Origin of the sequence: Microcoleus sp. B5-D4 (assembly GCF_036705145.1) — a bacterium.
In the GTDB taxonomy this organism is placed as follows: Bacteria; Cyanobacteriota; Cyanobacteriia; order Cyanobacteriales; family Microcoleaceae; genus Microcoleus.
The window spans coordinates 1-15260 of the sequence record NZ_JAUBTV010000125.1 but is presented as its reverse complement, the minus strand read 5'-3'; the positions used below and the strand labels follow the sequence as shown (position 1 = coordinate 15260).

Below are 15260 nucleotides of genomic sequence, written 5' to 3'. Positions count from 1 at the left end.
AGAAGGATTTTTTCAGAAAAAGACTCACGCACAAATATGATTTTATGTCAACTTAATTTAGATGCGTTTACCCTGGGGCGAGATGGGAGTGAACTAACTCCATTTGCTCGGTAGAATTAAAGGGTAATTGTCCTGTCAGTAGTTCGTAAAATGTGACTCCCAGCGAGTAGAAATCGGTGCGGTAGTCGATACCTCGATTCATTCTACCGGTTTGTTCGGGAGACATATAAATTAGCGTTCCTTCCAGAACGTTAGGGCTGATAATTTCTTGGTTTTCTCTGGGCAAAAGGGAAGAAATACTGAAGTCGATGATTTTGACTTCTTTGGTGTTGGGATTAATTAGAATATTCTGGGGTTTTAGATCTTTGTGAATAATTCGATCGCGATAGAGTCCTTCTAATACTTTGACTATTTGAATTGCTATTGGTAAAAAATTGGCGCTACTGAGTGGGCGAAGGGCGGTATATTCGGTAAGAGAGATCCCGCCAAAATCTTCCATGACTAAAGCAAAACCGTTGCGGTAGTTGGAGAGCGCCAGGGGTTTAACAATTCCTGTCAGGTCAAGATTTTTGGTGATTATGTACTGATTCCGAAACTGTACGAGTTCGTTGAAAGTGGGATATTCGCTTTGCAGGATTTTGATGGCGACGGGTTGTTGGTCTGATTCGGAGAGCGCTCGGTAAACTTGGGTTCTGGAGCCGTTGTAAATGCGATCGAGGATGCGATATCCGGGAATTGTTAGTGAAGTGTCAGTCATGGGATTTATTCTCTATTAATATGTTGCGGGGTTTCTGGAGGCTGATTGCGATGGGGAGCATCTCAGTTTTGTATGTAGTGCGAGCGTCCCCGCTCGCACTGTTAAAAAATACTTTTTGTTCTCCGCAGAGATGCTCCCATGCGATGTGCCCATCCTCGAATTTATTGTAAATTTTATGCAGGCTTTTCTGTAAATTTTAAGATTCTCGGCAAGGACTAAATGACACCCGGTGAAAGACAGACACACCAAACCGTTCTAAAGCTAATTTATGTTTTTTTGTACCATATCCTTTGTTGTTTGTCAAGTCATATTCAGGATACTTAACAGCCAAACGCACTATTAATTCATCGCGCCAAACCTTCGCCACAATACTAGCAGCAGCAATCTGAATCGATCGCGCATCACCCTTAATCATCGTCTCTTGCTCGATCGCCAAATTGGGAATCCTTTGATTCCCATCAACCAAACACAAATCCGGCGTCACATTCAACTTCAAAATCGCCCGTTTCATCGCCAACAAAGAAGCCTGCAAAATATTGAGGCGATCGATCTCCCGCACCGAAGCCGCACCAATTTGACAGTCAACAGCCACAGCCCGGATTTTCACAGCTAACCGACTCCGGGCTGCGGCACTCAACTGCTTGCTGTCGCGCACCCCGCAACTTGCTAATTCATCGAGAACTTCGTCGGGCAAAATGCAGGCAGCAGCCACCACCGGCCCGAACAAAGCGCCTCGTCCGACTTCATCCACACCCGCAATTACTAAAGTGTTCGAGGGAGAGGGGGAAAGGGGAAGATGGAAAGATGGGAAGAGAGTAAAAATTTCTACTTCTTCCTTCTTCCCTCTTCCCTCTGACTTCTTCCTTCTTCCCTCTGACTTCATATCACTCATCCACAACGGCTGACGAGCGGCGGCGACGGCGACGGTTGATAGCAGGCTCCTCGGGTTCGCTGGGTTCGCTGGGTTGACTGGGTTCGATCGGCTCATAGGATTCGATCGGCTCATAGGATTCGATCGGCTCATAGGATTCGATCGGCTCATAGGATTCGATCGGCTCATTAGATTCGATCGGCTCATAGGATTCGCCCATCACATCGCTGGGTTCCTCAATCCGATCAAAATCATCAGTTTCGTCGATCGAACTGTCGCCATAAATTTGGACATCATCATCCTCATCATCATCCTCAGAAAAAACAGGCTCAACTACCGACCTTTCTGGATAATAATCCCGTTCCTCATCCTCAACATTCTGTGGAGGCGTAGTCGCTTCAAATTCAAATTCGAGCTGCTCGAAAGGCGGCTTGTTCGGGGCCGAGCCCGGAAGAGTCACCGAAACGATCGCATTCTTAGGATTTTTCACACTGCGATCGGTAAGCACCAAAGGAGAAACCCCCATCAGAGCATAAACATCCTGCTCCTCCGCCGTCATTTCCACCGAAATCACCTCTGGAGGCTCCACCATCGGCTTCATCAACTCAGACTTAGCCGGACGCACACGCTCGAAATCCTCGCGCCTGCCCACAGTCGCCATATTAACCAGCCCGAAGCCCTCCGAAGCCGCCCGGATGCCGGGGGGTGCTAGATACTCAGAGCGCGTATCCGCGACGGGCGCGCTCGAAGTATTCGGCAGCCGCAACTTGCTGCGTACCGGTTCCTCCTCCGCCGGGAGAGCAAAAGGCTCTTCGCCAATCCGGCGGCGGCGGCGGCGTCTAGTTCCGTTCCCCAAATCCTGATAGCTGGGATGGTTGAGCAAGTCCAAAGGCGATGCGTTGCTGCCGGTCTCAAAATCCAAACTTTCGCTTTGAGGTTCCCAAGCAGCCCGAGCAGGTTCGGGGGGGCGTTCTTCCCGCACTGGGACAGGATTTGCAGCCGCCACAGGCGTCAAGCTGCGGCGTTCCAACCCTTCGGGCAAATTCAATAAAACGCGGTTCGACGTAGCAACAGTGCGATCGGCCGATTCCCGCACCGCTGCGGCGAAGTCTTCTTCCCCTGGCAAGCGCACCAGATGACCCAACCCGCTGCAAGTAGGGCAACTGTGGCCGAACAACTCGTAAATATTTTGACCTTGGCGCTTGCGAGTCAGTTCTACCAGCCCCAATTCCGACAGTTGAGCGATTTGTGGTCGAGCTTTGTCAGCTTTGAGAGCTTTATTGAAATGTTCCAGCACCTGCAACTGATCGCGGCGGGATTCCATGTCAATAAAGTCAACAATAATCACCCCAGCAATATTGCGTAACCGCAGTTGTCTAGCAATTTCCGTGGCTGCTTCGCAATTTGTCCAGAGTACCGTTTCCCGAGCCGTCGCCGATCGAGTAAACGAGCCAGAGTTGACATCAATCACCGTCAGCGCCTCAGTCGGCTCGATAATCACATAACCACCCGAAGGCAAATCAACCCTTGGTCTGAGGGCTTCTCGAATCGCAGCGTTAACCCGGAAAAATTCTAAAATCGAGGCGCGCTCTCGGTGGTGGTCGATCAAAACTCCCGCAGGAAGTTTACCACCGTTCCAGCTCATCAACTGCTGCTTCACCCGCTTAATTCCATTTTGCGAGTCCACCACAATCCGATTCACGTCACCGCTGAACATATCTCGCAGCACCCGCTGGATAAAATCGTCATCCCGGTTGAGCAGTGCCGGCGCCCGCGAAGTACCGCCTTCGAGTTGAACAGCTTCCCACTGTTTTTGGAGCACTTCCAAATCTTCCATGATGGCTTCTTCAGTCATCCCTTCAGCTTCAGTGCGTACCAGCAGCCCCATCCCGGCCGGTTTCACCAAAATAGCCAGGGCTCTGAGGCGGTTGCGCTCGGCTTCCGACTTGATCCGCCGCGAGAGATTGACTCCCCTGCCGTAGGGCATCAGTACCAAATAGCGGCCCGGCAGGGTAATGTTGCCTGTCAGCCGGGGGCCTTTGCTGCCCGTCGGTTCTTTCATTACCTGTACCACCACTTTCTGCTGGGGGGTCAGGAGTTCTGTAATTGCTCCTGCCGAGCGTTTAAGGCGCAGGGGGCCGAGGTCTGTGACGTGCATAAACCCGTTACGTTCTGGATCGCCAATATTGACGAAGGCCGCATCTATCCCAGGGAGTACATTTTCAACAATTCCCAAGTAAATGTCACTGACTTGGTGGCTGCCTGTGGCTACCACAAGTTCTTGGATTTGATCTTCTGAAAAGACGGCAGCAATGCGATGCTGCTCTGCTATAACTATCTGCTTTGTCATTCAATTTCCTCAAAAAACTGGCAGCAAGTTAGAGACACTTACGCACTCATAGTGCCTCTGACTTAGACTGTAATTAGTAGTAGCTTGAAGAGTTATTAGCTGTGAGTTGGTGCAGGGTGGAAGGAAAGTTAACTGTTGACCGTTCACTGTTAACGGTTAACTGTTGACTGTTCACTGTTAACTGTTACAGATAAAGTAGTTAAACCCGCCCGTACAGAGTTATGAGTTATGCTCAGCAGATAAATCTGAGAGATAGAAATAAGGAGGCTTTTATCGAGTTAGCAATATTGAGATTTGAGTTGACAATTGCGAAATCAATACTCAAAATTCAACACTTACAACTCTTCCTTTGAACGAGCGCGAATAAATTCATTGACACCGTACCAATTTCTTAACACACAACTTAACACTACGAACTGATAACTCCGCTTGCGTGGTGGTAGAGGGCTGGTTTTGAGCGAAAGTAGGTAGGAGTGAAAGCGCCTAGACTTTTGTTGAATTCTTGTGCGATCGCACTCAACATACCCCAGCTTGGCATTCGACTGCAACCTCCGCCCCTGCCAACCCTAAAACCTCGTCAGTCGATTTTAGATTTTAGATTTTAGATTTTAGATTTACTCCACAGATGAATCTGGGAGATTGAACTAGAGTCTAAAATCTAAAATTTTGATTTTCCACGAATTAAGTCGGGGGCTTATCTCCGTTTTTTGACGGGTCAGTCGATTTTAGATTTTAGATTTTAGATTTTAGATTTTAGATTTACTCCACAGATGAATCTGGGACATTGAACTAGAGTCTAAAATCTAAAATTTTTGGTTCTCTCCGACTTAAGTCGGGGGCTTATCTCCGTTTTTTGACGGGTCAGTCAATTTTAGATTTTAGATTTTAGATTTACTCCACAGATGAATCTGGGAGATTGAACTAGAGTCTAAAATCTAAAATTTTTGGTTCTTCACCACTTAAGTCGGGGGCTTATCTGCGTTTTTTGACGGGTCAGTCGATTTTAGATTTTAGATTTTAGATTTTAGATTTACTCCACAGATAAATCTGGGAGCTGGAACTTTAATCTAAAATCTAAAATTTTTGGTTCTCCACGACTTAAGTCGGGGGCTTATCTCCGTTTTTTGACCCGCCAAAAACATCTATTGTTGAATACCCGCTCTGCGGTTTGAACCGTGAGATTTTTGAATAAGCCGACCACCGACAACCAGTCGATCAATCGAAATTAATCGCTAAATTTGGTTCAGACCCCGCTCCTGCAGGTTTGGCGCTAGATTTAGCCCGTGAATGTACAACAAAAAGGCTTGAAGTCTTGAACAGAAGCAAATTGCACCCAGCCCGCGTTGCTGGTTGACGAGGGCGGCGAGCGACTAAAGCGCTCGAGCCGCCGCGGCTTCCATAACAAGCGATTATAGCGTGAAAGGACACATCCCGATCGAGAGCCGAAGGTGAAAAATTCCACCACGGCTTCCCTATCTTAACCATAACCTAGGATTAGCTGACTACGCTCAACCTGCAGAAGCTGAATTTCCTGCTGGCTGACTTGTTCGAGCATGAAAACAATATGTTCTGGCTTTAGCAAGTTGCCATCGCTGCGACAACTGCCGGTAAAGCGCAAGACGGCTCTACCTTCGGATGTACCACTCCTAGCAGAGGTGCTGCTGTCTGGTTTCTGCTCTACAAGTTCTAGTTTGTGCAGCCGATCGCGCAAATTGACATTGTGCGTCTTTCCCGACTTAGTAGTGTGCACCCGCCAAAAAGCCTCGGTTTCGACGATCGTCTTGACCCAAGCTTCCCAGTTGGCATCAGGAGCCACGGAGACAGGAGCAGCATTTTCCCCGCCTAATTGGCCATTTTCTGTCAACGAGCCTGCGGAAGCCACAGTAATCACGTACTCCGCTGCTTCTAACAACTGACTGGCAGAAGGAGCCTTGAGATCGATCGACTCAACCTTGTAAATCGGAATATTTTCCGGCAGCTTCGCGGCCAACTTTTCCCGAAAACTCTCAATATCGATCGACTCAGTGAGCTCAAAGTCGGCAATTTCCCCAGTGCTGGTAACACCCAGAGGCAGAGCATTTGCCAGAGAAATCCGAGGGTTCGGGTGAAACCCGCCGGTAAACGAAATCGGCAAATCGGCTCTGCGGACTACTCGATCGAACAATCGGATCAAATCCAAATGACCAACCAAAGCCATATCGCCCACCTTCCCGAACCAAACCCGCAAACGCTGTTTCCGCTCCGTATTCGGGACAAACTCCCCAGCAAACTCAGGAATTGGCAGCGCATCCACAACCACATTGTGTCCGAAATCAGTGCCACAAACCCCACAGCGCGAACACCCTTCAAAGGAACAGTCGGGAACCGTCGCTGCTTCCAAAGCCTTTTGCAAGTCAATTTTCAGCCAGTTTTTGTCGATTCCCGTATCTAAATGATCCCAAGGCAAAGGTTGATCCAGTAGGGGCGGTGCCCCCGTGCCCGCCCCCGCTGGTAGGGGCGGTGCCCCCGTGCCCGCCCCCGCTGGTAGGGGCGGTGCCCCCGTGCCCGCCCCCGCCGTCAAATTCATCCGTGTATCCGTGTCCGCATCCGTGTCGTGCTCCTCTTCCTTCTCAAAAAGATTCCACTCACCGCTTTCGACTTGGCGGTATTTCCAGGTAAGGCCCGACTCATCTATCGCCTGAGTCCAAGCTTTGTAAGCCTGATCCAAACTTTCCCACCACGCATCCATACCCGCGCCAAGTTCCCAAGCGCGGCGGACTACAGCGCCCAAACGTCGATCGCCCCGTCCGACAAAATCCTCCATTGCCGAAATCCGCACATCAGTGTAATTCACCTTGACGCCCCGCATCCCCCGAAACTCTTCCTTCAGGAGTTTTTGCTTGCGGGAAAACTCAGCAGTAGAAACCGAGTGCCACTGAAAAGGAGTGTGAGGCTTAGGCGTAAAATTAGAAATTGTCAAGTTAAAAGTCAGTCCCCGCCTGCCATTTATCCTGCATTCCCTGTGCAGCCAGCGGACTGTTTCGGCGATGCCGAGAACATCAAAATCTGTTTCTCCGGGCAAACCGATCATAAAGTACAGCTTGATTTTATCCCAGCCGCGATCGACCGCAGTTTTGACACCCCGAAGCAATTCTTCGTTGGTCAAACCTTTGTTAACGATGTCGCGCATCCGCTGAGTACCAGCTTCCGGCGCAAAAGTCAAACCACCTTGTCGCGTCCCGCCGAGAATGTCGGCAATATTATCGTCAAATCTGTCAACTCGCTGGCTGGGTAGAGAGAGAGAAATATTTTTATCTTTCAGGCGATTTTTGATCTCCATCCCGACTGCTGGGAGTGCCAGATAGTCGGAACAACTCAGGGAAAGCAGGGAAAACTCGCTGTGCCCGGTGGCTTGCATCCCCTGTTCGATCGCCTCTACGACTTGCTGCGGTTCGACATCGCGCGCGGGACGAGTCAGCATTCCCGGCTGACAGAAGCGACACCCGCGGGTGCATCCCCGGCGGATTTCTACTGTCAGTCTGTCGTGTACTGTCTGGACGTAGGGAACCAGCCCGATCGAATAAGCTGGTATGGGAGTCGCCACGCGGCGCAGAATTCGTTCTGGAACTTGCGGGCGGTTGGGATGAACGGAACCGTCGGCCGCCATATCGTAGAATTGCGGGACGTAGACGCCTGGAATTTGCGCTAAATCCAGCAGCAATGCTTCTCGGCTCAAATTATTTGTTTTGCCTTCTGCCAAAATCAAGCCAATTTCTGGCAGCAACTCTTCTCCATCTCCCAAAGCGATGAAGTCAAAAAAGTCCGCGTAGGGTTCGGGGTTGGAAGTTGCCGTTTGCCCGCCAGCAAAAATCAGTGGCATTTGACCGTTTTGGGGATTGGTCGCTCTTTCTTGCCAAGTTAGGGGAATGCCGGCTAAATCCAGCATTTCCAGAATGTTTGTGGCTCCGAGTTCGTAGCTGAGGCTGAAGCCCAGAATATCAAATTCTGTGAGCGATCGCCTCGATTCTACGGCAAACAGCGGAGTTTTGGTCGATCGCAGTTTTGCTGCCAAGTCTGGTGCGGGCAAATAAGCTCGATCGCACAACTGTCTCGGCCCTGCGTTCAAAATGTTGTAAAGGATGATGTGCCCCAGATTGGAAGCACCAACTTCATAAACTTCTGGGTAAGTGAGAACCCAGCGCACCAACGCCCCGTCCCAAGGCTTGTGCGTAGATCCCAATTCGTTTCCCAGATAACGAGCAGGCTGATTAATGTCTGCTGTAAGTAATTCTTCGACTTTTACTGCCACGGCTCGACTCGCTAAATATTTGCGACTCTTAAGCAGCCTACCTTAAAATCTGCCAACACGCCAACGACAGTAGTCTGTCTTTTCGGGCATTTAACCGAATTTGCTGTGTTTTTTTGCCTGTTCTCGTCGCCCAGGAGGCTCTATCAGTGTTGTTTTACGCAGGAGTGTTCGGCTTCAAAGCTATCGACATTTTCAAATATCTCAAACACTCGATCGAGTTGGCTGAGTTCCAGAATCATCTTAATCCCTGGGGATACCGAGCAAAGACTAAACCTGCGCCCCATTTTTTTCGCCTGCTTCAGGCCCGAAACCAATGCCATCAAACCGGCACTGTCAATAAATTTTACCGCGTCCAAATCTACGAGTACCGCTACAACACCGGGGGCTGCAATTGCTGTCATTAGTTGTACGCCGAATTCTCCGCAGGTGGCTGCATTCAGGTAGTCTAGGGGTCGAATCACCGTAATTGGTTTATGGGCAAGAAGTGTCTGCATATGTCAAACCTATGATTGCTACGTATTTTCAACTACTGCGCTGGACGGATGTAAGCCTAAACCTACTTGATTGCTCTGAGCCTAACTTAATCTGAGGCAAACTGACCAGTTGTTGTCAGTAGTTTTACTGAATCTTTATTTATTGACTCTTTTTTATGAAGTTTTGCGTAAGATTTGGGGAGGAAACGTAAGCTACTATACTATTTTTTATTTATGTCTGTAGGTTGAGTCTTGGTAACTATAAAAATTGCGATCGACTTGGCCCTAGCTGTTAGATAAAACTGAACAATGTAATTTAAATCACTTATTAGTTCTGATCTAGATCACCTGTTTGCTCGACAATTCAGAGGAGAATAAAAATGTACGGAGTTCTCCGACTTACTATGCAAGCAACTCATGCTATTCGTCAACTTGTAGAAAAAGCCCTCTACATTAAGCAGTTGACGCCTGACATTGAAAACGAAATCAACTACGAGCTCACCCGTTTGGGGTACATCTCGGATATTGATTATGAGGCTTTAGAGTTATTAATGGATGAAATGGATGCCGGCCGGGTGCAATTGGTATCTAGCCGTCGATAGTGGGAAGCGTGCGACCAGTCCACATCCAAAAACCCAAAAATCATTGCACGGCGGGCAATAGAGGAGTGTTAGAAGCATTTATGTCGGCCGAATATTTTTCTAATGAAGCATCTCGTTGCTGAACTTGATATTTGAGGAGATAGTGTGATGGGCGATCGTCCCTGCACCTCTGATCAAAAGCTAAAAACTTTGACTTAAATTAAATCTATAACTTTTGAGGTATGACAAATTAGATTAAGTGTAATTAAGAGTCATGCTTAATGAAGCAGCTAATTGCTGAACTTGATATTTGAGGAGAGACTGTTAAGGGCGATCGTCCTTGAACCTCATACAATTTTAGATTTTAGATTTTAGATTTTAGAAATCTTAATACTGATGATGATCGGGGTTTGGAACTGGTCTACAGTTGCATTCCTTTGAGAAACTGCTATCAGTATCAAAAACTACACACTGTGACATAAATTAAATTTCTTACTTTTGGGAGTTGACAAATTAGCTCTAAGTCTAATTAATACTAAAAAGTTTTTCTGCCGGATTAGGACTAAGGGCATCTGTCACAAATAAAGCTTAAAAAGCTTAAATTTTAATTATGTAGTTGCGCTTGTATAGCGGTTCTCAAGCGTGGTGAGGTATGCCCACGGAGGCCACGGAGGCCACGGAGGCCAGTCGTACCTCATATGAGAGCTCGAAAGGCTATACGCTATTTCCTAAGCTAAGAGCGCACAAGCGCAACTACATATTTTTGTTTAATCTGCCAGTTGGCCTTAGTCCTAAGAATTATTATCCGATCGCTCGAATGCAAGAAAATTGGTTTGTAGTTACGACATCCGTCATCGCCGAGTCAATCTAAAATCTAAAATCTAAAATCTAAAATCCTTCGGGCGTCCCGCCAAACTTGCCACCACCGCCACCAACTCAGCAGGCTCGATCGGCTTGGGCACGTAAACTTGAAAACCTTGCTGCAGCGCCCGTACCCGTTCCTCTACCCTATCAACCGCCGTAAACGCCAACGCCGGAATTTCCCTATCCACCATCCGCGATCGCACTTGCTGCAGCAAAGCCTCTCCATCAGGGGCCTGCATCTCGATATCGATCGCCAACACATCCGGATTCAGCCTTTCAATCGCCTCCAGGGCAGCCATTCCAGAGCTAGCAGTCTCCACCTGAGCTCCGCAATCTTCGAGCACTGTACAGGCAAAATCCAGGGAATCCGCGTCGATATCTACCACCAACACCCGCACTCCAGAAAGATTGCTGCTGACAAAAGACTCCTTTACAGGGGCTCGCGCCTTGCTTTCAGGAATCGCCCACTCCCCGAGTCCAGCAACAGACAATCCGCCGTCGCAATGAAGCTGTTGAATTGGCAATTTCACTAAAAACCTCGATCCTTTTCCCTTCCCGGCAGATTCGGCTTGCACCGTCCCCCCGTGCATTTCCACAAAATGCCGCACTAGGGCCAAACCCAAACCCAATCCGTTGTACGATCGCCTTATAGAGCTGTCAGCTTGGCTGAACCGCTCGAAAACGTGTGGCAAAAACTCTTCTGAAATCCCTTGTCCCGTGTCACTAACCTCAATTTCGACACTAGCGGGCGACAAATTTTTACAGCAAGCCAATTCCTCACGGGCAAAAGTCCTCTCCATCTTTCGCACCGCCACCCTCACCTGTCCGCCACCGGAAGTAAACTTAATCGCATTCGACAGCAAATTCCACGCTACCTGCTGCAAGCGGCCCGAATCGGCAAAAATCCGCCCGGTAGTTGGGTCGAAATCCGTCACAATTTCAATATTTTTGGCGGCAATCGCGGGCGCGAGAGTATCGATCGCAGCCTCAACAGTCGAAATCACATCCACCCACCGCAAATTCAGCGACAGTTTACCGGTAATAATCTGCGACACGTCCAGCAAATCGTCGATCAGAGTTGCCAGCGAGCGCGTATTGCGGTCGATCGTTTCCAGAGCCCGAACAGTCGTTTTTTCGTCAAACTTGCGGTTTCGCAGCAGTTGCGCCCATCCCAGCATCGCATTCAGCGGTGTCCGCAATTCGTGGGACAAAGTTCCCAGAAACTCGTCTTTAATCCGGTTCGCCCGCGCCAATTCCTGGGCTCGATCGTGCAGTTCTCTTTCCAACTGCTTGCCAACCGTCAAATCGAGAATAAAAGCCACAAATTCTTGACGCTTTTCCCCCAGCAAAACATATCCGATCAGCACCGGAATCCGGCTACCGTCTTGCCTCCGGTATTCCTTTTCGTAGGGAGTGCAAACTCCCGTTGCTTGTGCCTCTGCAATCCCCTTTTCGTCGAGAGACTGGTACTCCGGCGGCGTAATGTCAATGCAGTTTAATTCCCCGCGCTGCAACTGTTCCCGTCTGTAGCCAACCATCCGCAAAAATTCGTCGTTAGCCTCCATGATGCCGCCGTTAACATCCCCGAATATAATTCCTATCAAGTTAGCTTCTGCCAACATTTTCAGCTTTTCTTCGCTAGCTTTGAGTGCAGCTTCTGTGTGCTTGCGATCGCTAACGTCTTGGATGTAAGCCGACAAACCAGAATCGGAAGGATAAAAACGCACCTTCAACCACTTATTCCATAGCGGCACGAATTCTTCATACTCGATCGTTACCTTTTCTGCTAGTGCTTTGGTCGCCATTTTGTAAAACTGTAAATCGACAGCCCAGGGAAATATATCCCAAACTTTTTTACCAATCAGTTCTGCTTTTGGTCTGCCTAACAGCTCAATAGCTTGGTGGTTGACATAGGTATAGTTCCAATTTAAATCAACAGCGATAAAAGCATCGGTAATGCTTTCGAGAATGTTAGTAATTTGATCGTTTGCCGATTGCAGCGCTTTAGCAGTTTCTTCTGCTTGCAACCTCGCTGCTTGTTCGCGGGACAAAGCGGCAGCGCGTTCTTGTTCTGCCAGTTTTCGATCGCTAATATCGATGTAAGAACCGATGTAACCTGCAAAAGTGTGATCGGGCCTGTACCTGGGTACGCCCGTACCCAAAACCCAGCGGTATTCCCCGTCATAGCGTCTCAGGCGGCATTCGATTCGGTACTCGCTGCCAGCGTCGAAGGCTTTTTGGTAAATATCCCGACATTCTGGCAAGTCATCTGGGTGCAAGCTTTCCATCCAACCAGTGCCCATTTCTTGCGCCAAAGTTCTACCGGTAAACTCCAGCCAAACTTTGTTAAAGTAATCGCCAAGTTGGTCAGTGTCCGACATCCAAATCATCACCGGCGCGGTATCTGCCATAATCCGAAATCGAGCTTCGCTTTCCTGCTGCTGTGCTTCAGCTTGCTTGCGCTCGTTCCGTTCTTGAACTTCCCGCAGGGCCCGCTGAATCGACGGCACCAGGCGTATCAAACGGCGTTTGAGAACATAATCAGTAGCGCCGCTTTTCAAAGTTTCGATCGCCACTTCCTCGCCCAAAGTAGCCGAAACAAAAATAAACGGCACTCCCGGACAAGTAGTGTTGGCGATTTCCAATGCAGCTATCCCGTTAAAACAAGGCAGCATATAATCTGCCAAAATAATGTCAAAACATTTTTTTTCCAGCGCCGTGGCAAAGTCTTCTCTAGTTTCCACACACACCAGAGAAAATTGAAGCCCGCCATCCATTAGATATGCCTCAATCAGTTCGGCATCTAGGGGACTGTCTTCTACTAAGAGGATATTGAGCGTTTTCACAAAAATTCCTTTTACTTAAATATTAATTACCGGTTTATACAAAATTTGATCGGGCTGCGGATTTAAGTGAAGCCAAAAAAAGTCTGGGGTTTTGAATGGCATAAAAAATGTAAAAATTAATTGGTTTCATGAGTTGAGCATTCATATCTCAATCCTAACTTCTAATCAAGTCTCTTGCTTCTTGCTGCGGGGTGAATCCCCGCTCTGACTTGATTGGCTAGTACGCTTGTTTTTCCTTAACTTTCGTCGGTTTCCAAGGAATCGGCACCGCTGGAGTCTTGCTTCTCTGCAACCGTTTAGCTATACCCTGTTGAACAAATAGTTTCGCGCTTCTGGCTAGAAACAACTAGCTATGTAGTAATTTATCTCGCTTGCTACTAACTACTGCTACCTCGTTTGGCAGATTATTTTTTTTGTAGTGATGTCCGAGTTAATTCTATAGTGCTTTGTCGCTCCTCTCCAGCTCGAATTCGCTTGAATTCTACCCTTATTTCCAGAAGTTCGAGCAATTGTGTCAAAAAAAGTCAAAGTTGCTGGTATGTCTGCTTTATTTTTTGCCGGATTTGCCTACCATGCAAGTGTTGCATGGTAGGCAACTGTTGGCTTGTTTATCACAGTCGCCCCACAAAAAGCAATGTTATTGTAGTAGGAACTGGTTACACTTCATCTATCTAAAGATAGATTTTTGCAAACACACTGCACTCAACCTGCAGAGATTCCCTGAATTCGGTAAAACTCATATTTTGCACCATTTTCAAGAACAGGCTTTCCGGCCTGTTCCACAAAGAGTGAATTTGATTGTGGGATGAGCAGGAGAGCCCGTCCATAAAAAGCTTATGGAAAAGGGTGCAAGATATAAGTAAAACGAAGTGCCACCCCGCCGAAAATCTGAGAAAGCTCGATCGACCCATTAATTTCCTATACAAATCACAGAAAATTAGATCGGGACTCGCTACACTTCGACTCCCAGGCTGTCTCTGACCACGAATTTCAAAGGTGGTACCCGCCACGTGATTTATCCGTGGAATCAATCCAAAATCGAAAGTCTAAAATCCTCAAGCCCCCGCATTTATCCCTGGGGTCGCCTCTAAAATCTAAAATCTAAAATCTAAAATCTAAAATCGATTGACCGATCGGCTTATTGATTGAACCGACCCAAAATGTCTTAAAATATACAATACGGTGAGCTGCTGCACAGCCCGCATATATTAAAATCAAGCGCCAACTTGCAATAATTCTTTAAAATAAAGGTACAGCACCGGCGATCCCTAACTCTTCCCCCTCAGAAAGGGTAGGGTTTAGCAGAATTGAAGACGATCGTCTATGGTGACATCCAGTAAAGCCCGTGCAGTTGCTTTAGTCTCAGCTTTATTCAGGTTATTGGGAACCAGTTACGAGGAGATTTGACCCGCCGTGCTCCAACGCATCAAACAAGACTTAAAAAACGACCTGATCGCAGGACTATTGGTAGTGATACCCTTAGCTACCACCATCTGGCTGACAATTACCGTCGCCAGTTGGGTGATCAATTTTCTCACCAAAATTCCCAAGCAGATCAACCCTTTTGACGGACTCCACCCGATTTTGGTGAATCTGCTAAATCTTTTAGTAGGGCTGGCTGTACCCCTGCTGAGCATTTTAGTCATCGGCTTAATGGCCCGCAACATTTTCGGCAAGTGGCTGCTAGATTTTGGGGAACGGGTGTTGCAGGCAATTCCCCTAGCCGGTTCGGTTTACAAAACCCTCAAACAACTGCTGGGAACCCTCCTCAAATCAAACGACAAATTTCGCCGCGTGGTGTTAGTGGAATATCCGCGGCGGGGAATCTGGACTTTAGCATTTGTGACCGGTACGATCGAGAGTAACGACATCCCACCTCACCTTTCCGGTGAAACCCCGATCGGCATTTTCATCCCCACCACTCCCAACCCCACCACTGGATGGTACGCTATAGTGCCGGAGGCAGATTTAGTCAACTTGTCAATGTCGATCGAAGATGCCTTTAAAGTCATCATCTCCGGCGGCATCGTCAACCCCAACAACTCAATTGCAGTAACCCCCGAAAATATTAAGGGCAAAACACTCGAACCCTTTGTATCCGAATCAAGATACCAGCCTGTCCCAGTCGAAGAAGATTGAACCAAGACATCTTTAGGATCGCGAATTAAATAACTTACAATTTTAATTGTTATTGTGGGATGGGCGTCCCGCCCGTCTTTTTAGGACGGGC

At 48.0% G+C, this 15260-nt stretch carries 8 protein-coding genes and 1 pseudogene; 2 read left to right on the top strand and 7 right to left on the bottom strand.

What is annotated here, in order from left to right; all coding sequences use genetic code 11:
* Positions 1–76: 76 nt before the first annotated feature.
* From QUB10_RS31915 to QUB10_RS31890, 6 genes and pseudogenes are all read right to left on the bottom strand, one after another.
* A pseudogene (locus QUB10_RS31915) lies at positions 77–757 on the bottom strand (serine/threonine protein kinase); the annotation flags it as partial.
* Between the two features lie 196 nt (positions 758–953).
* Entirely contained in the window at positions 954–1640 is a 687-nt protein-coding gene (locus tag QUB10_RS31910; RefSeq protein ID WP_333207139.1) for a ribonuclease HII, read from the bottom strand.
* 1 nt (position 1641) lies between these two features.
* A complete protein-coding gene (locus QUB10_RS31905; protein WP_333207138.1) occupies positions 1642–3978 on the bottom strand; it encodes an Rne/Rng family ribonuclease in 2337 nt (778 codons plus the stop codon).
* A 409-nt stretch (positions 3979–4387) separates the two neighbouring features.
* Complete coding sequence (locus QUB10_RS31900; protein ID WP_333037241.1) at positions 4388–4516, bottom strand: hypothetical protein; 129 nt, start codon at positions 4514–4516, stop codon at positions 4388–4390.
* 939 nt (positions 4517–5455) lie between these two features.
* The gene (locus tag QUB10_RS31895) at positions 5456–8266 is read right to left on the bottom strand and encodes a TIGR03960 family B12-binding radical SAM protein (protein ID WP_333207137.1); all 2811 of its coding nucleotides are present in this window, start codon (positions 8264–8266) and stop codon (positions 5456–5458) included.
* Between the two features lie 143 nt (positions 8267–8409).
* Positions 8410–8760 (bottom strand): STAS domain-containing protein, encoded by a 351-nt coding sequence (locus tag QUB10_RS31890; RefSeq protein WP_333207136.1) that lies wholly within the window; start codon positions 8758–8760, stop codon positions 8410–8412.
* Positions 8761–9143: 383 nt separating this feature from the next.
* On the opposite strand from QUB10_RS31890, the gene QUB10_RS31885 reads away from it, so the two are divergent.
* Entirely contained in the window at positions 9144–9341 is a 198-nt protein-coding gene (locus tag QUB10_RS31885; RefSeq protein WP_015176637.1) for a hypothetical protein, read from the top strand.
* Between the two features lie 860 nt (positions 9342–10201).
* Here the strand turns inward: QUB10_RS31885 and QUB10_RS31880 are convergent.
* Complete coding sequence (locus QUB10_RS31880) at positions 10202–13030, bottom strand: PAS domain S-box protein (RefSeq protein ID WP_333207135.1); 2829 nt, start codon at positions 13028–13030, stop codon at positions 10202–10204.
* A 1413-nt stretch (positions 13031–14443) separates the two neighbouring features.
* Here QUB10_RS31880 and QUB10_RS31875 point away from each other — a divergent pair.
* Positions 14444–15169, top strand: coding sequence for a DUF502 domain-containing protein (locus tag QUB10_RS31875; protein WP_333058302.1), 726 nt, complete (start codon positions 14444–14446; stop codon positions 15167–15169).
* The last annotated feature ends 91 nt before the right edge of the window (positions 15170–15260 follow it).

Bases quoted from the DNA above. Each gene is read 5' to 3' on its own strand.
- QUB10_RS31910 (WP_333207139.1), bottom strand. From the start codon at position 1,640: ATGAAGTCAGAGGGAAGAAGGAAGAAGTCAGAGGGAAGAGGGAAGAAG.
- QUB10_RS31905 (WP_333207138.1), bottom strand. From the start codon at position 3,978: ATGACAAAGCAGATAGTTATAGCAGAGCAGCATCGCATTGCTGCCGTC.
- QUB10_RS31900 (WP_333037241.1), bottom strand. From the start codon at position 4,516: ATGCCAAGCTGGGGTATGTTGAGTGCGATCGCACAAGAATTCAACAAA.
- QUB10_RS31890 (WP_333207136.1), bottom strand. From the start codon at position 8,760: ATGCAGACACTTCTTGCCCATAAACCAATTACGGTGATTCGACCCCTA.
- QUB10_RS31885 (WP_015176637.1), top strand. From the start codon at position 9,144: ATGCAAGCAACTCATGCTATTCGTCAACTTGTAGAAAAAGCCCTCTAC.